At 65.6% G+C, this 17,069-nt stretch carries 20 protein-coding genes; 13 read left to right on the forward strand and 7 right to left on the reverse strand.

Translation table 11 applies throughout. From position 1 onward, the window contains the following. Nucleotides 1-92: 92 nt before the first annotated feature. The 6 genes from SKC41_RS08460 (at nt 93) to SKC41_RS08485 (ending at nt 3,755) form a co-directional block, all read left to right on the forward strand. Nucleotides 93-503: a MarR family winged helix-turn-helix transcriptional regulator gene (locus tag SKC41_RS08460; RefSeq protein ID WP_330977217.1), complete on the forward strand. Its 411-nt coding sequence runs from the start codon at nt 93-95 to the stop codon at nt 501-503. 10 nt (nt 504-513) lie between these two features. Then, nucleotides 514-924 carry an MmcQ/YjbR family DNA-binding protein gene (locus SKC41_RS08465; RefSeq protein ID WP_330977218.1) on the forward strand — a complete coding sequence of 137 codons (411 nt, stop codon included), beginning with the start codon at nt 514-516 and terminating at the stop codon, nt 922-924. A 115-nt stretch (nt 925-1,039) separates the two neighbouring features. Then, entirely contained in the window at nt 1,040-1,276 is a 237-nt protein-coding gene (locus SKC41_RS08470; RefSeq protein ID WP_330977219.1) for a hypothetical protein, read from the forward strand. Nucleotides 1,277-1,287: 11 nt separating this feature from the next. Next, nucleotides 1,288-1,443, forward strand: coding sequence for a hypothetical protein (locus SKC41_RS08475; RefSeq protein ID WP_330977220.1), 156 nt, complete (start codon nt 1,288-1,290; stop codon nt 1,441-1,443). Nucleotides 1,444-1,555: 112 nt separating this feature from the next. After that, the gene (gene tcrX, locus SKC41_RS08480; protein ID WP_330977221.1) at nt 1,556-2,260 is read left to right on the forward strand and encodes a two-component system response regulator TcrX; all 705 of its coding nucleotides are present in this window, start codon (nt 1,556-1,558) and stop codon (nt 2,258-2,260) included. Then, entirely contained in the window at nt 2,238-3,755 is a 1,518-nt protein-coding gene (locus tag SKC41_RS08485) for a sensor histidine kinase (protein WP_330977222.1), read from the forward strand. The genes tcrX and SKC41_RS08485 overlap by 23 nt, the downstream gene beginning before the upstream one ends. Here the strand turns inward: SKC41_RS08485 and SKC41_RS08490 are convergent. Then, nucleotides 3,748-4,224 carry a lipoprotein LpqH gene (locus tag SKC41_RS08490; protein ID WP_330977223.1) on the reverse strand — a complete coding sequence of 159 codons (477 nt, stop codon included), beginning with the start codon at nt 4,222-4,224 and terminating at the stop codon, nt 3,748-3,750. The genes SKC41_RS08485 and SKC41_RS08490 overlap by 8 nt on opposite strands. A 168-nt stretch (nt 4,225-4,392) precedes the next feature. Between SKC41_RS08490 and SKC41_RS08495 the strand changes: the two genes are divergently transcribed. After that, complete coding sequence (locus SKC41_RS08495) at nt 4,393-6,273, forward strand: alkyl/aryl-sulfatase (RefSeq protein ID WP_330977224.1); 1,881 nt, start codon at nt 4,393-4,395, stop codon at nt 6,271-6,273. A 71-nt stretch (nt 6,274-6,344) separates the two neighbouring features. Here the strand turns inward: SKC41_RS08495 and SKC41_RS08500 are convergent, their stop codons facing one another. The 5 genes from SKC41_RS08500 to SKC41_RS08520 are packed head-to-tail and all read right to left on the reverse strand — an operon-like array spanning nt 6,345 to nt 11,052. Continuing rightward, nucleotides 6,345-7,313 (reverse strand): NADPH:quinone oxidoreductase family protein, encoded by a 969-nt coding sequence (locus tag SKC41_RS08500; RefSeq protein WP_330977225.1) that lies wholly within the window; start codon nt 7,311-7,313, stop codon nt 6,345-6,347. After that, a complete protein-coding gene (locus tag SKC41_RS08505) occupies nt 7,313-7,924 on the reverse strand; it encodes a TetR/AcrR family transcriptional regulator (RefSeq protein ID WP_330977226.1) in 612 nt (203 codons plus the stop codon). Before SKC41_RS08505 ends, SKC41_RS08500 begins: the two co-directional genes overlap by 1 nt. Then, nucleotides 7,921-9,228, reverse strand: a complete 1,308-nt coding sequence (locus SKC41_RS08510; RefSeq protein WP_330977227.1) for an acyl-CoA dehydrogenase family protein — start codon at nt 9,226-9,228, stop codon at nt 7,921-7,923. Before SKC41_RS08510 ends, SKC41_RS08505 begins: the two co-directional genes overlap by 4 nt. Before the next feature lie 17 nt (nt 9,229-9,245). After that, a complete protein-coding gene (locus tag SKC41_RS08515) occupies nt 9,246-10,004 on the reverse strand; it encodes an SDR family NAD(P)-dependent oxidoreductase (protein ID WP_330977228.1) in 759 nt (252 codons plus the stop codon). Between the two features lies 1 nt (nt 10,005). Beyond that, nucleotides 10,006-11,052, reverse strand: a complete 1,047-nt coding sequence (locus SKC41_RS08520) for a phosphotransferase family protein (protein WP_330977229.1) — start codon at nt 11,050-11,052, stop codon at nt 10,006-10,008. Between the two features lie 319 nt (nt 11,053-11,371). Between SKC41_RS08520 and SKC41_RS08525 the strand changes: the two genes are divergently transcribed. Both SKC41_RS08525 and SKC41_RS08530 read left to right on the forward strand, forming a co-directional pair. Then, nucleotides 11,372-11,980 (forward strand): histidine phosphatase family protein, encoded by a 609-nt coding sequence (locus tag SKC41_RS08525; RefSeq protein WP_330977230.1) that lies wholly within the window; start codon nt 11,372-11,374, stop codon nt 11,978-11,980. 9 nt (nt 11,981-11,989) lie between these two features. Then, on the forward strand, nt 11,990-13,036 hold the full coding sequence (locus tag SKC41_RS08530) for a phosphotransferase family protein (protein ID WP_330977231.1): 1,047 nt from the start codon (nt 11,990-11,992) through the stop codon (nt 13,034-13,036). Here the strand turns inward: SKC41_RS08530 and SKC41_RS08535 are convergent. Further along, nucleotides 13,033-13,440, reverse strand: coding sequence for a LapA family protein (locus tag SKC41_RS08535; RefSeq protein WP_330977232.1), 408 nt, complete (start codon nt 13,438-13,440; stop codon nt 13,033-13,035). The genes SKC41_RS08530 and SKC41_RS08535 overlap by 4 nt on opposite strands. Nucleotides 13,441-13,543: 103 nt before the next feature. Here SKC41_RS08535 and SKC41_RS08540 point away from each other — a divergent pair, with 103 nt between their 5' ends. From SKC41_RS08540 to SKC41_RS08555, 4 genes are read left to right on the forward strand one after another with little or no spacing between them, the layout of a single operon-like run. After that, nucleotides 13,544-14,491: an ABC transporter substrate-binding protein gene (locus SKC41_RS08540; protein ID WP_330978800.1), complete on the forward strand. Its 948-nt coding sequence runs from the start codon at nt 13,544-13,546 to the stop codon at nt 14,489-14,491. Between the two features lie 22 nt (nt 14,492-14,513). Continuing rightward, nucleotides 14,514-15,605 (forward strand): ABC transporter ATP-binding protein, encoded by a 1,092-nt coding sequence (locus SKC41_RS08545; protein ID WP_330977233.1) that lies wholly within the window; start codon nt 14,514-14,516, stop codon nt 15,603-15,605. A gap of 2 nt (nt 15,606-15,607) precedes the next feature. After that, a complete protein-coding gene (locus tag SKC41_RS08550; protein WP_330977234.1) occupies nt 15,608-16,294 on the forward strand; it encodes an ABC transporter permease in 687 nt (228 codons plus the stop codon). Continuing rightward, nucleotides 16,291-17,034 carry an ABC transporter permease gene (locus SKC41_RS08555; protein WP_330977235.1) on the forward strand — a complete coding sequence of 248 codons (744 nt, stop codon included), beginning with the start codon at nt 16,291-16,293 and terminating at the stop codon, nt 17,032-17,034. Before SKC41_RS08550 ends, SKC41_RS08555 begins: the two co-directional genes overlap by 4 nt. Nucleotides 17,035-17,069 lie beyond the last annotated feature (35 nt).

Raw genomic sequence — 17,069 nt, forward strand, 5'->3', positions numbered from 1 at the left:
GTGGTTCCCCTCGCTGCGGCGCTAAGCATATAGATGGTAATACGAACTAGAATAGATGGTATTGCGAACTATCTCAAGGTATCGTCTAGGCCATGGAGACGGACAACGATCTCAGGGACAACCTCGTGCAGGTGTCATTCGGGGTGATCGCGGTGCTGAGTCGCGTTGCCGCCGAACATGATCTGTCCCTAACCCAGCTGCGGGTCCTTGGGATTCTGCGTGATCGCGAACCCGCGATGGCCGAACTTGCGAGCTATCTCGGACTGGAACGCTCGACGGTCAGCGGCCTGATCGACCGTGCGGTCCAGCGTGGGCTGGTCCGTAAGGCCACCGACGCCGTCGACGGCCGTTCGGTGCGGGTCAGCCTGACCACCGAAGCACGGCGACTCGAGCTGCGGATCATCGCCGAGATCGGTGAGCTGATGGAACCCATGACGGGCAAACTCAGTGCCGCCGACCAGAAGCGGCTCACCGAGCTTTTGGCGAAAATGCTTGCACGCTAGGGTCGCCGTTATGGCCGATCGACCCGCTCGGGTGGGCGACGTGCATCAGATCGCCGCATCGATGCCGCATGTGAAACGGATCGAGGGGCCGAAGGGTAACGCCATCTACCAGGTCGGCGCGAAGTCGTTCGTGTTCTTCCGTACTCCGCAGCCCGACGCGACCGATCCGGACACCGGGGAACGCTACGACGACGTGATCATGCTCTGGGTGGACTCGCAGAGCGACAAGCTGGCGTTGATTCAGGATCCAGGGTCGCCCTTCTTCACCACCGACCACTTCGACGGGCATCCGTCGGTGCTGGTGCGGGCCGGCCGGCTGGCGGAAATCACCAGAACGGAACTGACCGAGCTGATTCAGGACGCGTGGCTGTCCCGGGCTTCCAATAAACGCGCCGCGGACTGGCTGGCCGCCCACCCGTAGTGCTCAGGGCCGTGCAGAGCGACTCCAAATGTTAGCCACGGCGATGTTTAGACATGAGTCCAACGGGTATCGTTAGGCGACGGGAATTTCTTTCTCGAACACAACGGAGGTCACGATGCGTGGTCGCGGAATAATCGGCGCGATCGTCCTAGTGTGGCTGCTCATAGGGGTATTCGCAGCATGGCAACGCGGGTACTTCGAAACAGGCCAAACGAATTGTGTCACTGCGGGAAACATCGCGCTGACGGTGGTAGCAGGGCCGTTGAACTATGGGGGTGTGAACCCCAAGGTCAAGGATTGCCGTGTGCCGCAACCCAGTTCAATGCAAAGCAGTCAAGTGTCGCTCACGTAAAGGAAGTCGTCATGATCGTCTTAGGTGTCGTCCTACTCATTCTCGGTTATTTCTTCGCTATTCCTTTGCTGTGGACGATCGGCATTGTCCTGATCGTCATCGGCGCGGTGATGTGGATCCTCGGGTCGGTCGGTCGCCCGGTGGCCGGTCGGCGGTATTGGTACTAGGTCCTGCCTGCGGTTTCACAGAACACACAAAGGAATGTCATAGCGTCGGCCCAGTCGGACGCGGATACTGGAACCTGTGACGCAGCCTCGAAACTCCGTGGAGCGCGTTGTCATGTGTCGCGCGGACGGCAATCCGATCAACGTGCTGGTCGTGGACGACGAATCCGTTCTGGCCGAAATGGTGTCGATGGCGCTGCGGTACGAGGGCTGGAATATCGCGACCGCGGGTGACGGATCGTCGGCGATCGCCTCGGCCCGTGCCCAGCGGCCGGATGTCGTTGTCCTCGACGTGATGTTGCCCGACATGAGCGGCCTCGACGTATTGCACAAACTGCGCGAAGAGAATCCACAGCTGCCGGTGCTGTTGCTGACGGCAAAGGACGCGGTGGAAGATCGCATCGCGGGGTTGACCGCGGGCGGCGACGACTACGTCACCAAGCCGTTCAGCATCGAAGAGGTGGTGCTGCGGTTGCGAGCGTTGTTGCGGCGCACCGGCGTTACGACGCTCGACAGCGGCGCGCAGCTCGTGGTCGGCGACCTGGTGTTGGACGAGGACAGCCACGAGGTGACCCGTGCCGGCGAGCCGGTTTCGTTGACCTCCACCGAGTTTGAGCTGCTGCGGTTCATGATGCGCAATTCCAAGCGAGTGCTGAGCAAGGCGCAGATCCTCGACCGGGTGTGGAGTTACGACTTCGGCGGGCGGTCCAACATCGTCGAGCTCTATATCTCTTACTTACGCAAGAAGATCGACAATGGTCGCGAGCCGATGATCCACACGCTGCGCGGCGCGGGTTATGTCCTCAAGCCCGCCGTCTAGGGCGCGGCGAGTTTGGTCGCTTCGGCTGCGCCTGCTGGTTGGGCAGGTCATCGTGCTCGCCCTGGTCTGTGTCGGGATCACCGCGGCGACCGAACTGTCGCTGAACCACCACTTGATGCGACAGCTCGACGGTCAGTTGGGCGGAACCTCGCACCGCTCGGCGCTGATGTACCCGGAGCCGAATCGTCCGGGCTGGCGTCACGACCACGGCTTCAACCCGCGGCCGGGTCCGGGGCCGCGGTTCCTCGACGCGCCCGGCCAGCCCGCCGGCATGGTCGCCGCGGTGGTCAGCGACGGCAAGACGGTCGATGCCGGCTACCTGACCAGCATTGGTTCGCGGGCCGCGCTGACCGATAAAGCCCAGCAGCAACTGGCGGCGATCGCCGGTAGCCGCAAGCCGGTGACGCTGGACCTCGACGGCCTCGGGCGGTATCGCGTCGTGGCGGCCCCGAGCCGGCGCGGCGGCGACGTGATCGTCACCGGCCTGTCCATGGCAGACGTCGACGCCACGCTGATCCAGATGCTGGCCATCTTCGGGATCGTCACCATAATCGCTTTGGCCGCAGCGACGATCGCCGGGATGGTGATCATCAGGCGAGCCCTCGCTCCGCTGCGGCGCGTCGCGCAAACCGCGCGGCGGGTTTCGAATCTGCCGCTGGACCGCGGTGAGGTCGAGCTGCCGGTGCGGGTTCCCGAATCCGACGCCAACCCCTCCACCGAGGTGGGCCAACTGGGGTCGGCGCTGAACCGGATGCTGGACCACATCGTGGCCGCGCTGTCGGCCCGGCAGGCCAGCGAGACGAGGGTCCGGCAGTTCGTCGCCGACGCGAGTCACGAACTGCGCACCCCGCTGGCCGCGATCCGCGGCTACACCGAACTCACCCAACGGATGGGCGACGATCGCGAGGCGGTCGCACACGCGATGAGCCGCGTCGCGTCGGAGACCGAGCGGATAACACGCCTCGTCGAAGACCTACTGCTGTTGGCCCGCCTGGACTCGGGCCGGCCGCTGGAACGTGAGCCGGTCGACTTGTCGCGGGTGGCGGTCGACGCGGTCAGCGACGCGCACGTCGCGGGACCGGACCACCAGTGGGAACTCGACCTGCCCGAGGAGCCGGTGGTCGTCGTCGGGGACGCGGCACGGCTGCATCAGGTGTTGACGAATCTGCTTGCCAACGCGCGTATTCACACCGGCGCGGGGACCGTTGTCACGACGCGGTTGAGCACCGAGCCGACGCACAGCGTGCTGCAGGTGATCGACAATGGGCCCGGCATTCCGTCGGCATTGCAGTCAGAGGTGTTCGAGCGTTTTGCCCGCGGTGACACCTCACGCTCCCGCAAGGGCGGCAGCACGGGGCTGGGGCTGGCGATCGTCTCCGCCGTCGTCAAGGCGCACGAGGGCACGATCACCGTGGACAGCTCACCGGGCCATACCGAGTTCACGGTGCGGTTGCCACTCAACGGGTGGCAACCGCCCGCGGCCTCGCTTAGCTAGTGCAGGCTACGTCGATCTCGAAGGGCTTGTTCACCGGCTGCGTCGGGTTGGCCATGTCGACGCCAGTGGCAGTCCCGGTGATCTTGTAACTGTTGCCGCTCTTGGTGGCCGAGGCATTGCCCCCGCCGCCGGCCGCGGCGTACGCGAGCGTCACGCCGTTGACATTGCCCAGCCCAACGGACGTCACCTGGGGCGGGTCGGCGTCGGTGAGCACCGCGGCGATGCCCGTTGCGGCGCCGCCGATCGCGATGTTGACGTTGCCGCCAGCCTTTGTGCACACGACCGAGCCGCTGACGTTCTGGTCCTTGCCGTCGATGATCACCTTGGTGCCACCACCGCCGCCCGAACTAGCGGAAGTGCTTGCACCTGACGAGGCACCACTCGAACTCTTCTTGTCGCTCGAACAGCCGGAAATGCCGGCGACCAGAATCGCTGCTCCGGCCACCGCGACCGTCAGTTCACGCTTCACTTGATCTCCTTTGCCCGATCATTGCGGTCCTCAACATTGAGGGCCGTCACCGCAGTATGCCGCGTTTGCCGGGCCGCATATAAGAGGTTCACCGAAATTGTTTCGTCCGGGTTAACCCGTCGGCTTTCGGCACATCCTTTCGGGCAAGGGCGGATTAATGGCAATGTATTGCCGGTGGACCACAAGCCCCCCACCCCAGTCATCGAGTCGGCGCATCGTGAACATGCTCTGCCCTGGGATGACACAACGGATTTCGACAACGCCGATCGCGGATTCATCGCCTCGCTGTCGCCCTGCGTCATCAGGGCGGCCGACGGACGTGTGGTGTGGGACAACGACGTCTACGCCTTCCTGGAAGGTCCCGCGCCAACCTCGGTGCACCCCAGCCTCTGGCGCCAATCGGGGCTGAACGCCAAACAGGGCCTCTACGAGGTGGTCCCGGGCATCTATCAGGTCCGCGGTTTCGACATCTCCAACATCACTTTCATCGAGGGCGAAACCGGGATCATCGTCATCGATCCGTTGGTCTCCACCGAGGTGGCCGCCGCGGCGCTGGACCTCTACCGCACCCACCGCGGCGCGGAGCGTCCCGTCGTCGCGGTGATCTACACCCACAGTCACGTCGACCATTTCGGCGGCGTGCTGGGCGTGACTTCGCAGGCCGATGTGGATGCCGGTACGGTGGCGGTGCTGGCGCCCGAGGGGTTCACCGCGCACGCGGTGCAGGAAAACGTCTACGCGGGTCCGGCCATGCTTCGTCGCGCGACCTACATGTACGGCAGCCTGTTAGAGCGCGGACCGCAAGAGCAGGTGGGCTGCGGGCTCGGTCAGATTCCGTCGGCGGGCGAGGTCGCGATCATCGTGCCCACCATCGACATCCGGGAGACCGGTGAGACGCACACAATCGACGGCGTGGAGATCGAGTTCCAGATGGCGCCCGGCACCGAGGCTCCCGCCGAAATGCACTTCTACTTCCCACGTTTCCGTGCGTTGTGCATGGCCGAGAACGCCACCCATAACTTGCACAATCTGCTGACCTTGCGCGGAGCACTCGTTCGCGACCCGCACGCCTGGGCGGGCTATCTGACCGAGGCCATCGATGCCTTCGCGGGCCGCACGGATGTGGTATTCGCCTCGCACCATTGGCCGACCTGGGGACAGGAAAACATCGTCAAGTTCTTGTCGCTGCAGCGTGACCTCTACGCCTACCTGCACGACCAGACGTTGCGCCTGCTCAACCAGGGCTACACCGGAGTCGAGATCGCCGAAATGTTCCAGATGCCAACGGCTTTGGACCAGGTGTGGCATACCCGCGGCTACTACGGATCGGTGAGCCACAACGTCAAGGCGGTCTACCAGCGTTACATGGGCTGGTTCGACGGCAACCCGGGACGACTCTGGCCGCATCCCCCCGAGGCCCTCGCGCCTCGCTACGTCGACGCGATGGGTGGGATCGGTCATGTCGTCGAGTTGGCCCAAAAAGCGTTTGACGCTGGCGATTTCCGTTGGGCCGCAACGCTGCTTGACCATGCGATCTTCACCGACAGTGAGCACGCCGCGGCTCGTGCGCTGTATGCCGACACCCTGGAGCAACTGGGCTACGGCGCCGAGAACGCGACGTGGCGCAACTTCTTCATGAGCGGGGCAACCGAATTGCGCGAGGGCAACTTCGGGACGGCGGGCCAGGTCACGTCGTCGACGATGCTTTCCCAACTGACGCCGGAGCAGATATTCGACGGCCTTGCGATTCGCGTCAACGGCCCGCGCAGCTGGGACCTCGATATCACCATCGACATCTCTTTTGCCGACCTGGCCACGAATTATCGGCTCGCCCTGCGCAACGGCGTGCTCGTCCACCGCAGCGTCGCTGCCGATCCCGCGACGGCGACCGTTACGGTCAAGCTGGAGACCAAATCTCGGCTCCTGAGAACGGCGATGGGCGACTTCACCTCACCCGGTCTGGAAATCACCGGCGACCAGAACGCACTGCAGGCGTTTCTCGACGTACTCGACGAGCCGAACCCGGCGTTCAACATCGTCACGCCGTAGCCGCCAGACGCGCACCCTCGCCTCGGCGTGGTGTTGGCCACGCTTGCCCGGCGAGCAACGTGGCAGCCGGGTCACGCGACGTCGATGACCACCTTGCCCAGCACCTTGCGATCGGCGACGTATCGCAACGCCGCCGGCGCCTCGGACAACGGGAATCGCGCGCCGATGTAGGGGCGGACCGTGCCGTCGGCGAACATGTGCGTCAGCTCTTCGATGTCGCGGACGAATTCCTGGGGGTAGTCGGCCATGAAGGTGCGGATCTCCATGCCGCGCACGCAGATGTCCTTGAGCATAACGAGATTGAGTGGGATCGCCGGGATGCTGCCCGCCGCGTAACCGAGGGTGACAAAGGTGCCGCCGCGGGCCAGGCCGCGCAGCGCCGGCTCCGAATACGATCCTCCGACCGGGTCCAGGACCACCCGCGCGGCATCTCCGGTGAGTTCACGGATCCGCAATTTGAGGTCCTCGCGGTCGTAGTCCACGACAGCCTCGGCGCCGCGCTGCCGACACAGTTCCAGCTTCTCCGGGCTCGACGCCGCGGCGAGCACCCGCGCCCCCATCGCTACCGCGAGATCAACGGCGGCCAGACCCACTCCACCCGCGGCACCCAGCACGACGACCCAATCACCTTGCTGCACAGCGGCGGTCGTGCGCAATGCGTGGTACGCGGTGCGGTAGGTCACTCCGAAGGCCGCGGCCGACGCGAAGTCGGCGTCGTCGGGCACCAGTGAGGCCTGTGTCGAGTCGAGCAGTGCCTGCTCGGCGAATGCTCCGAACGTGGTTCCGGCCACCCGTTGGCCCGGGCTGAACGGCGTGCCGGCTCCGACGGAGAGCACTTCCCCGGCAACCTCATTGCCCGGGATGAACGGCGGTGGGATCTTGACCTGATACTTGCCCGCGATGAACAGCACGTCGGGGAAATTGACTGCCGCGGCGTGCACCCGCACCAGGATCTGGCCGGGCGCCGGGACGGGCTCTGGAACATCGTCGAGCACCAAGCTCTCCGGTGGCCCGTAGCCGCGACAGACGACAGCACGCATCAATTGGCTCCTAACCCGTTGAGACAGAACCGCACCACATGTGCGATGTCATCGGGCTCGGGCCGAACGGCCGAGCCCATGTATCGGCGCATCGTCGCCGCGGTGCAGCAGAACACCGCCTCGACGTCGCGCTCGACATCGGTACTTCCCAGTGCGGCAATCGGTTCGACCAGCAGATCGCGCAATGGGTACATCATTGCGTGATCGACCGTACGCCAGTTCGTCGCGGCAGCCATCTGACCGGCGGCGGCGCGGCTTTTCCTGATCAGGTCGGGTTCGGCGACTTGTGCCAGCGTGCCCTCGATCCAGCGCGCGATCTTGTCCCGCGGTTGCCGTTCCTTGGCCATCTGGTGCTGAAGGTAGGACACGACGATCCCGACGCCACGTTCCATGACCGCCAGGATGAGGTCGTCCTTGCCGGCAAAATACCGGTAGAAAGCCTTGTTCGACGACCCGGCCTCGGTGACGATGTCGCTGACCCGAGGCTCGTCGGGCGCGACGCGCTCCATCACCCGCACCGCGGCAGCCAGGATTCGCTCGACCTCGGCGGTGGCCCCCCGCTGGCGCTCGTCGAGGGCGCGTTCGACGGCCGCGGCGACCCTGTCGGTCATGGCGAATGTGGTTGTGCAGGAACGCTACCGACGAGGGCACCGTACTTCTGCCGGGCAGCGTCGCGGCGCACATCGAGCATTTCACTCGGCCAGTCGCCCTCCTCGGCCTCATACCCTTTGAGCAGCATGCGCGCCAGGTTGACCTTGTGCGCCTCGGTCGGCCCGTCGGCAAGCCCGAGCGCGATGCCGCCCAGCAGCACGTTGACCAGCGGTAGCTGGTCGGTGAGTCCCAGCGCACCATGCACCTGAATCGCCCGCAGCGCAATCGATTTCAGCACTTGCGAGGCCAGGATCTTGCAGGCACCGATCTCGGCGCGTGCGCCATGCTCGTCGCCGTTGTCGATCAGCCAGGCCGCGTGCAGCACGGTCAGCCGAAACGGGATCAGCTCAGTGTAGGAATCGGCGACGAACTCCTGCACCAGCTGCTTGTCGGCCAGCGGGCTACCTTGGGTGAAACGGCTTTTCGCGCGCCGCGCCATCATGTCGACGGCGCGCTGCGCCATCCCGATCGATCGCATCGCGTGATGAAGCCGCCCGCCGGCCAGCCGAGTCTGCAGAATCAGGAAGCCCTGACCGGCTTCACCGAGCAACGCATCCGGCCCCACCCGTACCCCGTCGTAGTGCACCAGCGAATGCCCCGGTTCGTGCGGGTCCGCGCCCACCAGATGGTGGTTGGCTTCCAGATTCAGCCCTTCGGTCCCGGCCGGGATCAGGAATGTCGAGGCGCCGCGGTGGACCGGCACGTCGGGATCGGTGATCGCGACGACGATGAAGAACGATGCGACAGCAGCGTTGGAGGAGAAGTACTTTCGCCCGGTGATCACCCAGTCGTCGCCGTCGCGCACGGCACGGGTGGTAAACACGCGGGGGTCCGCGCCGCCTTGCGGCTCGGTCATCGAGAAGCAGGAGAAGATCTCCCCGGACAGCAGGCCGGACAGATAGCGGTCCTTTTGTTCCGGCGTTCCGAAGCGCGCGATGATCTCCGCGTTGCCGGTATCGGGCGCTTGGGTTCCGAAGACGATCGGTGCCCAGGGGCTGCGGCCAAGGATCTCGTTGATCAACGTCAGCTTGACCGCGCCGAAGCCCTGCCCGCCCAGCTCCGGTCCCAGATGTGGTGCCCACAAGCCATTGTCGCGGACCTGCTGCTTGAGTGGATCGACGATACGCCGACGCTCGTCATTGAGCGGCAGGAACTCACAGCCCGGGAACAGGACCTCGAGCGGCTCCACCTCCTCGCGGACGAACTCGCGAACCCAGGCCAGCTTCTTCTCGAACTCCGGATCGGTAGAGAAGTCCCATGACATTCGAATACTCCTGCCGTTTAAGGAATTCCGCCGTCGGTCCGCAGAATCGAACCGCTGGTGAAACTGGACGCGTCGGACGCCAAGAACAAGGCCGCACCGACGACCTCGCGCGGGTCACCGGCGCGCTTCAGGTGGAGGTGGCTGAAGTTGTCGTTGCCGGACAGATCCCACGCCTTGCTGACGTCGGTCAGATAGGGCCCGGCCATCAGCGTGTTGACCCGTACCGTGGGACCGAACGCCTGTGCCAGTCCTTCGGTCATCGCGTTGAGCCCGGCCTTGGCGGCCGCATACGGAATGATGCCGCCGTTGGGGCGCAGCGACCCGGTGGAGCTGACGTTGATGATCGACCCGCCGCCGGCGGCCACCATTCGCTCACCGACCAACGCCGACAACCGGAACGGCCCTTTGAGATTAAGGTTCACCACCGCGTCGAACAGCTTCTCGGTGACGTTGCTCAGCTTGTCGTAGAGCGGGGACATGCCCGCGTTGTTGATCAGGGTGTCGATCTTGCCGAACCGCTCGTAGGTGGCGTCGACCAGCCCGTCGAGCTGGTCCCAGCGTCCGACGTGCACGCCGTAGGGCATGGCGGAGCGCCCGGTCTCGGCCTCCACCTCCTTGGCCGCGACCACACAGCTGTCGAAGTTCCGGCTGGCGATCACCACGTCGGCGCCGCAGCGCGCGACCGCGGTCGCCATCTCCCGTCCCAGTCCACGGCTGCCGCCGGTGATCAGCACTACGCGATCGGTGAGGTCGAAAAGCTGGTCGGCGTAACCCATTTCAGCGACTCCTCGCCGGCAGGCTGCGCGCCATCTCGGCCGCCGTCGCGATGAGCGCAAGGATCATCGGGCCGAACGCGTCGGTGATCTTGGGGTCGACCTTTCCGGTGCGCACGCCGGCGGCGTACGTCTTTTCCAGCACGATGCCGAGCTTCCAGTTGGCCAGCACCAGGTAGTAGTCGATGTTCTCGGTGGAAAGCCCGCTGACTTTCTCGTAGTGACTCAGCAACTCGCTGCGCTTCGGCATCCCGCTCATGTCTAGATAAAACCCATCGCCCTTGGGGTTTTCGCCGTCGTAGCCCAGCAGGCACCAGGCCAGATCGAGCAGCGGATCGCCGACCGTGGTCATCTCCCAGTCCACGATCGCGGCGAGCTGAGGCTGGCTGCCGTGCGCGAACATCACGTTGGCGAACTGGTAGTCGCCGTGCATGATGCCCGGCTGGTAATCCGCGGGCCGGTTACGGCGCAACCAGTCGGCGGCCTCGTTCAGGCCGGGCAGTTCGCGCACCTTATAGGCGTCGAGGAAGGCCAGCCAACGATCGACCTGCCGATCGTGGAATCCGTCCGGCCGCCCGAAGCCCTCGAGTCCTTGCCGGCGCCAGTCGACCCGGCCCAGCTTGGCGGCGCCTTCGACGAGTTCGAACGCGAGCCCGCGCCGCGCGTCGAGGTTCGTGTCGAACGGTGGCTGCCAGCCGCCGTCCATCGGGCTCCATCCGTCGATCGCCCGCATCACGTAGAACGGCATGCCCAGCACCGTGCCGCTGTCGTCGGCGGCGATCAGCTCGGCGTGCGGCACGTCGGTGCCCGACAGCGCCCGCACCAGCCGGATCTCGCGCAGCAAGCCGTCGATGCGCGCGGCGTCCGCCCGGGGTCCGGGCATCCGCAACACCATCCGCTCACCGCCACGCGTAATCAGATACAGCGTGTTCTGCGAACCGCCTTTGAGCTGCTCCAGGAGCGGTTCTTCGCCGCTTCCCGGAGCGTCGTTGGCGTCGAGCCATCGGCCCAGCACACCCGGGTCCAGTTGGGTTTCACCAGCAGTCGCCATTGTCCGCACACCCCACTCTCTGCGTGGAGAATAGCATTCTCCGGGACTGTCGCTACTGCCGCCCGGGATCGACATCCGCGTCGAACGTGCTCTCATGGCGAGAAACTCGCCGAAAAACCGCACTCAGAGCACGTTCGGTGACAGGGGGTGCCGTCTCGGACCTCCACCGCCCACCAGCTCGGGCTGCGCCTTTCGATGCTCCACAGCGGCGGTGATTCTCGCCGTTAGGCGGCGTCCCTTGCCGATTAGGCGGCGGGCGCGCGCGGTGGCAGCGGGCGATGAGAAACTGCGAACAAGCCACCCAACGACAGGGAGAGACATGCAAGTGCTTCTGGTCCGGCATGCGTTGCCGCTGCGCAGCGAACACGGCCAGGGTTCGGACCCGGACCTTTCAGAAGATGGGGTGGCCCAGATCGCGCGCCTGCCCGAGGCGCTCGCCAGGTTCCCAATCTCGCGGGTGATCAGCAGCCCGCAGCGGCGTGCCATCCAGACCGCCGAGCCGGTCGCGGCGGCCCGGCAGCTGTCCGTCGAGATCGACGATCGCTTCGCCGAATACGATCGCGACCTTCCGGTGTACATCCCGGTCGAGCAGATCCGCGCCGAAAACCCGAAGGAGTGGGAGCGGCTGGCCCAGGGCCACTTGCCCAGTGCCGTCGACGAAGACGCGTTCCGGGCGCGAATCCGGGCGGCGACCGACGACCTCGTCGCGTCCGCCGACCCCGAGGACACGGTCGCGGTGTTCAGCCACGGCGGGGTGATCAACCTCTTGCTGCACGAAATCCTAGGCACGAAGCGGCTGTTGTCGTTTCCCGTCGACTACGCATCGGTGACCCGATTGCTGTATTCGCGGACCGGTCAGGCGACCGTGGCGGGAGTCAATGGCGTCGAACACGTGTGGGACCTGTTGCCGCGTAATCAGCGATGGTAAACAAGTTCGGTGACTTCGGCTGATCGACTCGACGGGCTGGACCTGCCCGCGCTGGACCGTTATCTGCGCGCGCTCGGTATCGAGCGCGACGGTCAATTGCGCGCAGATTTCATCTCCGGCGGCCGCTCCAATCTCACGTTCCGCGTCTACGACGACAAAACGAACTGGCTGGTGCGGCGTCCACCGCTACACGGGCTGACCCCGTCGGCGCATGACATGGCGCGCGAGTACAAAGTGGTGGCGGCACTGCAGGACACGCCGGTTCCGGTGGCGCGCGCCATCGCGCTGTGCGAGGACGACTCTGTGCTGGGCGCGCCGTTCCAGATCGTCGAGTTCGTCGCCGGGCAAGTTGTCCGCCGTCGCGCTCAGCTGGAAGCCTTCAATCACACCGTGATCGACAAATGCGTCGACTCGTTGGTCCGGGTACTTGTCGACTTGCATAACGTCGACCCGAATGCAGTGGGACTGGCCGATTTCGGCAAGCCCAGCGGATATCTGGAACGCCAAGTGCGTCGCTGGGGCTCGCAGTGGGAACTGGTGCGACTGCCCGACGACCACCGCGACTCCGACGTCGAAAAGCTGCACTCCGGTCTGCGGCAAGCGATTCCGCCGCAGGGCCGTACTTCGATCGTGCACGGTGACTACCGGATCGACAACACCATCCTGGACGTCGATGACCCGACGCGGGTGCGCGCCGTGGTGGATTGGGAGCTCTCGACGCTGGGGGACCCGCTGTCCGACGCGGCCCTGATGTGTGTGTACCGGGACCCGGCGCTGGATCTGATCGTCAATGCGCAGGCCGCCTGGACGTCGCCGCTGCTGCCGACGGCCGACGAGCTGGCCGACCGGTACTCGCTTGTCTCCGGATTGCCGTTGGCGCATTGGGAGTTCTACATGGCGTTGGCGTACTTCAAGCTCGCCATCATCGCCGCGGGCATCGACTTCCGCCGGCGCATGGCGGATCAGGCCAGCGGAAAAGACTCCGAGCACATGCCCGAAGTGGTCGCGCCGTTGATCTCTCGCGGACTGGCGGAACTGGCCAAACTGCCGGGCTAGTCGCGCGCGGTCGCCGCGTGATGCTTCTTGGCCGCGCGACGCAGCTGCAGGATCCGCCCGGTGCCGGCGGCCACGGTGAGCAGGCCGCCGGCCACTGCCGCCAGCAGGACGGCCACGCCCAGCGGCAGGCTCCAATGCCAGCCCAGGAACTGGAACGGCGTCGACGTCGTGTTCTGGGTGATGAAGATCAGCAACAGGATCAGGATCAGGAAGCCGGCGGTCAGCGCCGACCACAGCGCGCCGGCGCGGGTGAACCCGATGGCCGGTTCTTTGGGGTGCGTGGCCGCATGCGGCGGTATCACGCCCTCAGGAGGCGCCGGGGGAGGCACAGGGGCGGGCTCGGCGGGAGGCGCCGCAGTGGGCTTAGGCGGCGGGTTACCCGGCAAGCCAGGGTCGGTGCTCATAGATTTATCTTTGTCCCATCCTGCCGAGAATGAAACAAAACCAGGCAAACCGCCTGCTTCATGGCCGCAGCGCCCCGCCCGTCATGCCGTTACTGTCAGCGTTATGAGGATGCTGCGGCGCCTGCACCGCGTGATCATCCCCGCGGCAGCGTGCTTGGTGGTCGGCTGCCTCGTCGCGTCGTGCAGCAACTCCGATCCGCTGGCGCCGGAGACGCGCAGCATGAAATCCATCGTTGTCGGGTCCGCCGACTTCCCGGAATCGCAGATCATTGCCGAGATTTATGCGCAAACGTTGCAGGCCAACGGTTTCGACGTGGGACGGCGCATGGGCATCGGCAGCCGCGAGACTTATATCCCGGCGCTCAAAGACCATTCCATCGATTTGGTACCGGAATATGTCGGCAACCTGCTGCGCTACTTTGCGCCCGACTCGACCGCGACCATGCTCGACGCCGTGGAATTGGAGCTCGATCAGAAACTGCCGGGTGACCTGTCGGTTCTGACGCCGTCGCCGGCCTCGGATACGGACACCGTGACCGTCACGGGCGCAACGGCCGCCGCGTGGAACCTCAAAACCATCGGTGATCTGGCCGCGCACTCGCCGGAGGTGAAATTCGGGGCGCCCTCGGCCTTCGAGAACCGGCCGTCCGGCCTGCCCGGGCTACGGCAGAAATACTCGCTCAACATCAGTCCCGGCAACTTCATCGCGATCAACGACGGTGGCGGTGCAGTGACGGTACGAGCCCTGGTGGAGGGAAAGGTGAACGCGGCCAACGTCTTCACCACTTCGCCGGCGATTGCGCAGAACCACCTGGCGGTGCTGGCGGACCCCGAGCACAACTTCGTGGCCGGCAACATCGTGCCGCTGGTGAATTCGCAGAAGAAGTCCGATCGCCTCAAGATTGTCCTGGATGCGGTCTCGGCCAAGCTGACCACTGAGGGTCTGGCCGGTCTCAACGCGGCAGTGGCGGGCAACTCCGGCATCGACCCCGACCAAGCTGCACGAAACTGGGTGCGAGACAACGGCTTCAACCATCCGATTACGCAATGACGACCGGCTGGAGGGTAGTACGGTGATCGTCTTCGACGATGTCTGCAAGACATTCGCCGACGGGACCACCGCCGTCGATCGGCTGAGCCTGGTGGTCCCCAACGGCAAGCTGACGGTGTTCGTCGGTTCCTCCGGGAGCGGCAAAACCACCGCGCTGCGGATGATCAACCGAATGATCGAGCCGACGTCGGGCACCATCACCGTCGACGGCGAGGACGTCAGAGGCGTCAACCCGGTGCAGCTGCGGCTCGGAATCGGTTACGTGATCCAGCATGCCGGGCTGATGCCGCATCAGCGGGTGATCGACAACGTCGCGACCGTGCCCGTGCTGCGGGGGCAGTCCCGCCGGGAGGCCCGCAAGGCGGCCTACGAGGTGCTAGAGCGCGTCGGGCTGGACGCCAAGCTTGCCAACCGATACCCGGCGCAGCTCTCCGGCGGAGAACAACAACGCATCGGCGTGGCACGCGCACTGGCCGCCGATCCGCCAATCTTGTTGATGGACGAACCATTCTCGGCCGTCGACCCCGTGGTTCGTCTCGAGCTGCAGAACGAAATACTGCGTCTGCAAAGCGAATTGCACAAGACGATTGTGTTCGTTACGCACGACATCGACGAGGCGCTCAAACTCGCCGACCAGGTTGCGATCTTTGGCCGCGGCGGCGCGCTGCAGCAGTACGACGAACCCACCCAACTACTTTCGCGGCCGGCCAACGATTTCGTATCGAGATTCATCGGCCTGGGCCGCGGCTACCGGTGGTTGCAGCTGATCGATGCGAATGGCCTGCCGCTGCACGCCATCGACACGCTCCCGGTCAGCGGCCTTGCCGATCGTCCGCTGGCCGGTTGGGCGGTCGTGGTCGACGACGACGGCCTTCCGCTGGGCTGGATCGACGGCGAGGGCCTGCGGCGGCACGGCGGTGGTGCGTCGTTGGCCGACAGCATGAGCGGCATCAGTGCGTTGTTCCGGCCCGGCGGCAATCTCAGCCACGCGCTGGACGCGGCGCTGTCGTCCCCGTCGACGGTGGGGATCGCCGTCAACCAGGAGGGCAAGGTCATCGGCGGGGTGCTGGCTGCCGACGTGTTGGCCGCGGTCGAATCGCAGCGGCGGACCTGACCATGCACTATCTGCTCACCCACCTCGGCGATGCCTGGACGCTGACCGTGATCCATCTGCGGTTGTCGTTGGTACCGGTGCTGATCGGGCTACTGATCGCGGTGCCGTTGGGGGTGCTGGTACAACGTGCACCGATTCCGCGGCGGCTGATTACGGCGACCGCCAGTGTGGTGTTCACGGTGCCGTCGCTGGCGTTGTTCGTGGCCCTGCCGGTGGTTATCGGAACCCGAATCCTGGACGAGGCCAATGTCCTCGTCGCGCTCACCGCGTACACGACCGCGCTGATGGTGCGCGCGGTGCTCGAGGCGCTCGACGCGGTGCCGGCTCAGGTCCGCGACGCCGCCACCGCTGTCGGCTACTCGTCCGTCAAACGGATCCTGAAAGTTGAGCTGCCGCTGTCGATCCCGGTCATGATCGCGGGGTTGCGGGTGGTCGTGGTGACCAATATCGCGATGGTGTCGGTGGGTTCGGTGATCGGCATCGGCGGCCTGGGCACCTGGTTCACCGAGGGGTATCAGACCGACAAGAGCGACCAGATCCTGGCCGGCATCATCGCGCTGTTCGTATTGGCGGTCGTGATCGACATGTTGATCGTGGTGGCCGGCCGGTTCGCGACCCCCTGGTCCCACGCGGGTGCGGTCACGCGCGGGCGATCCGTGGCGGCGCCGGTCGTCGGTGGTGCGCGATGAACTTCGTCCAGCAGGCGGTGTCCTATCTGCTGACCGTCGACAACTGGACCGGTCCGGTCGGCCTCGCGGCACGCATTTTGGAGCACCTGGAGTACACCGCCGTCGCGGTGGGCGCCTCGGCGCTGATCGCGATCCCGATCGGGATGGTCATCGGCCACACCGGCCGCGGCACGCTGCTGGTGGTGGGCGCGGTCAACGGGCTGCGCTCATTGCCGACACTCGGGGTGCTGCTGCTGGGTGTACTGATGTTCGGCCTGGGGCTCGGCCCGCCGCTGGTGGCCCTGATGCTGCTCGGTGTGCCGTCGCTGCTGGCCGGCACCTACGCGGGCATTGCCAACGTCGACCCGGTGGTGGTCGACGCCGCCCGGGCGATGGGCATGACGGAGGCCCAGGTGCTGCTGCGCGTCGAGACGCCCAACGCGATGCCGTTGATTCTCGGCGGGCTGCGCAATGCGACGCTGCAGGTCGTCGCCACCGCCACGGTGGCCGCCTATGCCAGCCTCGGCGGGCTGGGCCGCTACCTGATCGATGGGATCAAAGAACGCGAATTTCAACTCGCCTTGGTCGGCGCGTTGATGGTTGCCGGGCTGGCGCTGATCCTCGACGGCCTGCTGGCGATGGCGGTCTGGGTTTCGGTGCCGGGCACCGGGCGGTTACGCAGGCCTCGTCGGCGAATCGATGTGACGGTGGCCCCAGTTGCCGATCGGCCTGCCGCGGCGGGTGGGCACGTTTTACGGTAGGAGGGTGAACAGCCCCTCTGATCCGACTGACAGCG

This window comes from Mycobacterium sp. 050128, from assembly GCF_036409155.1.
Lineage (GTDB): Bacteria > Actinomycetota > Actinomycetes > Mycobacteriales > Mycobacteriaceae > Mycobacterium.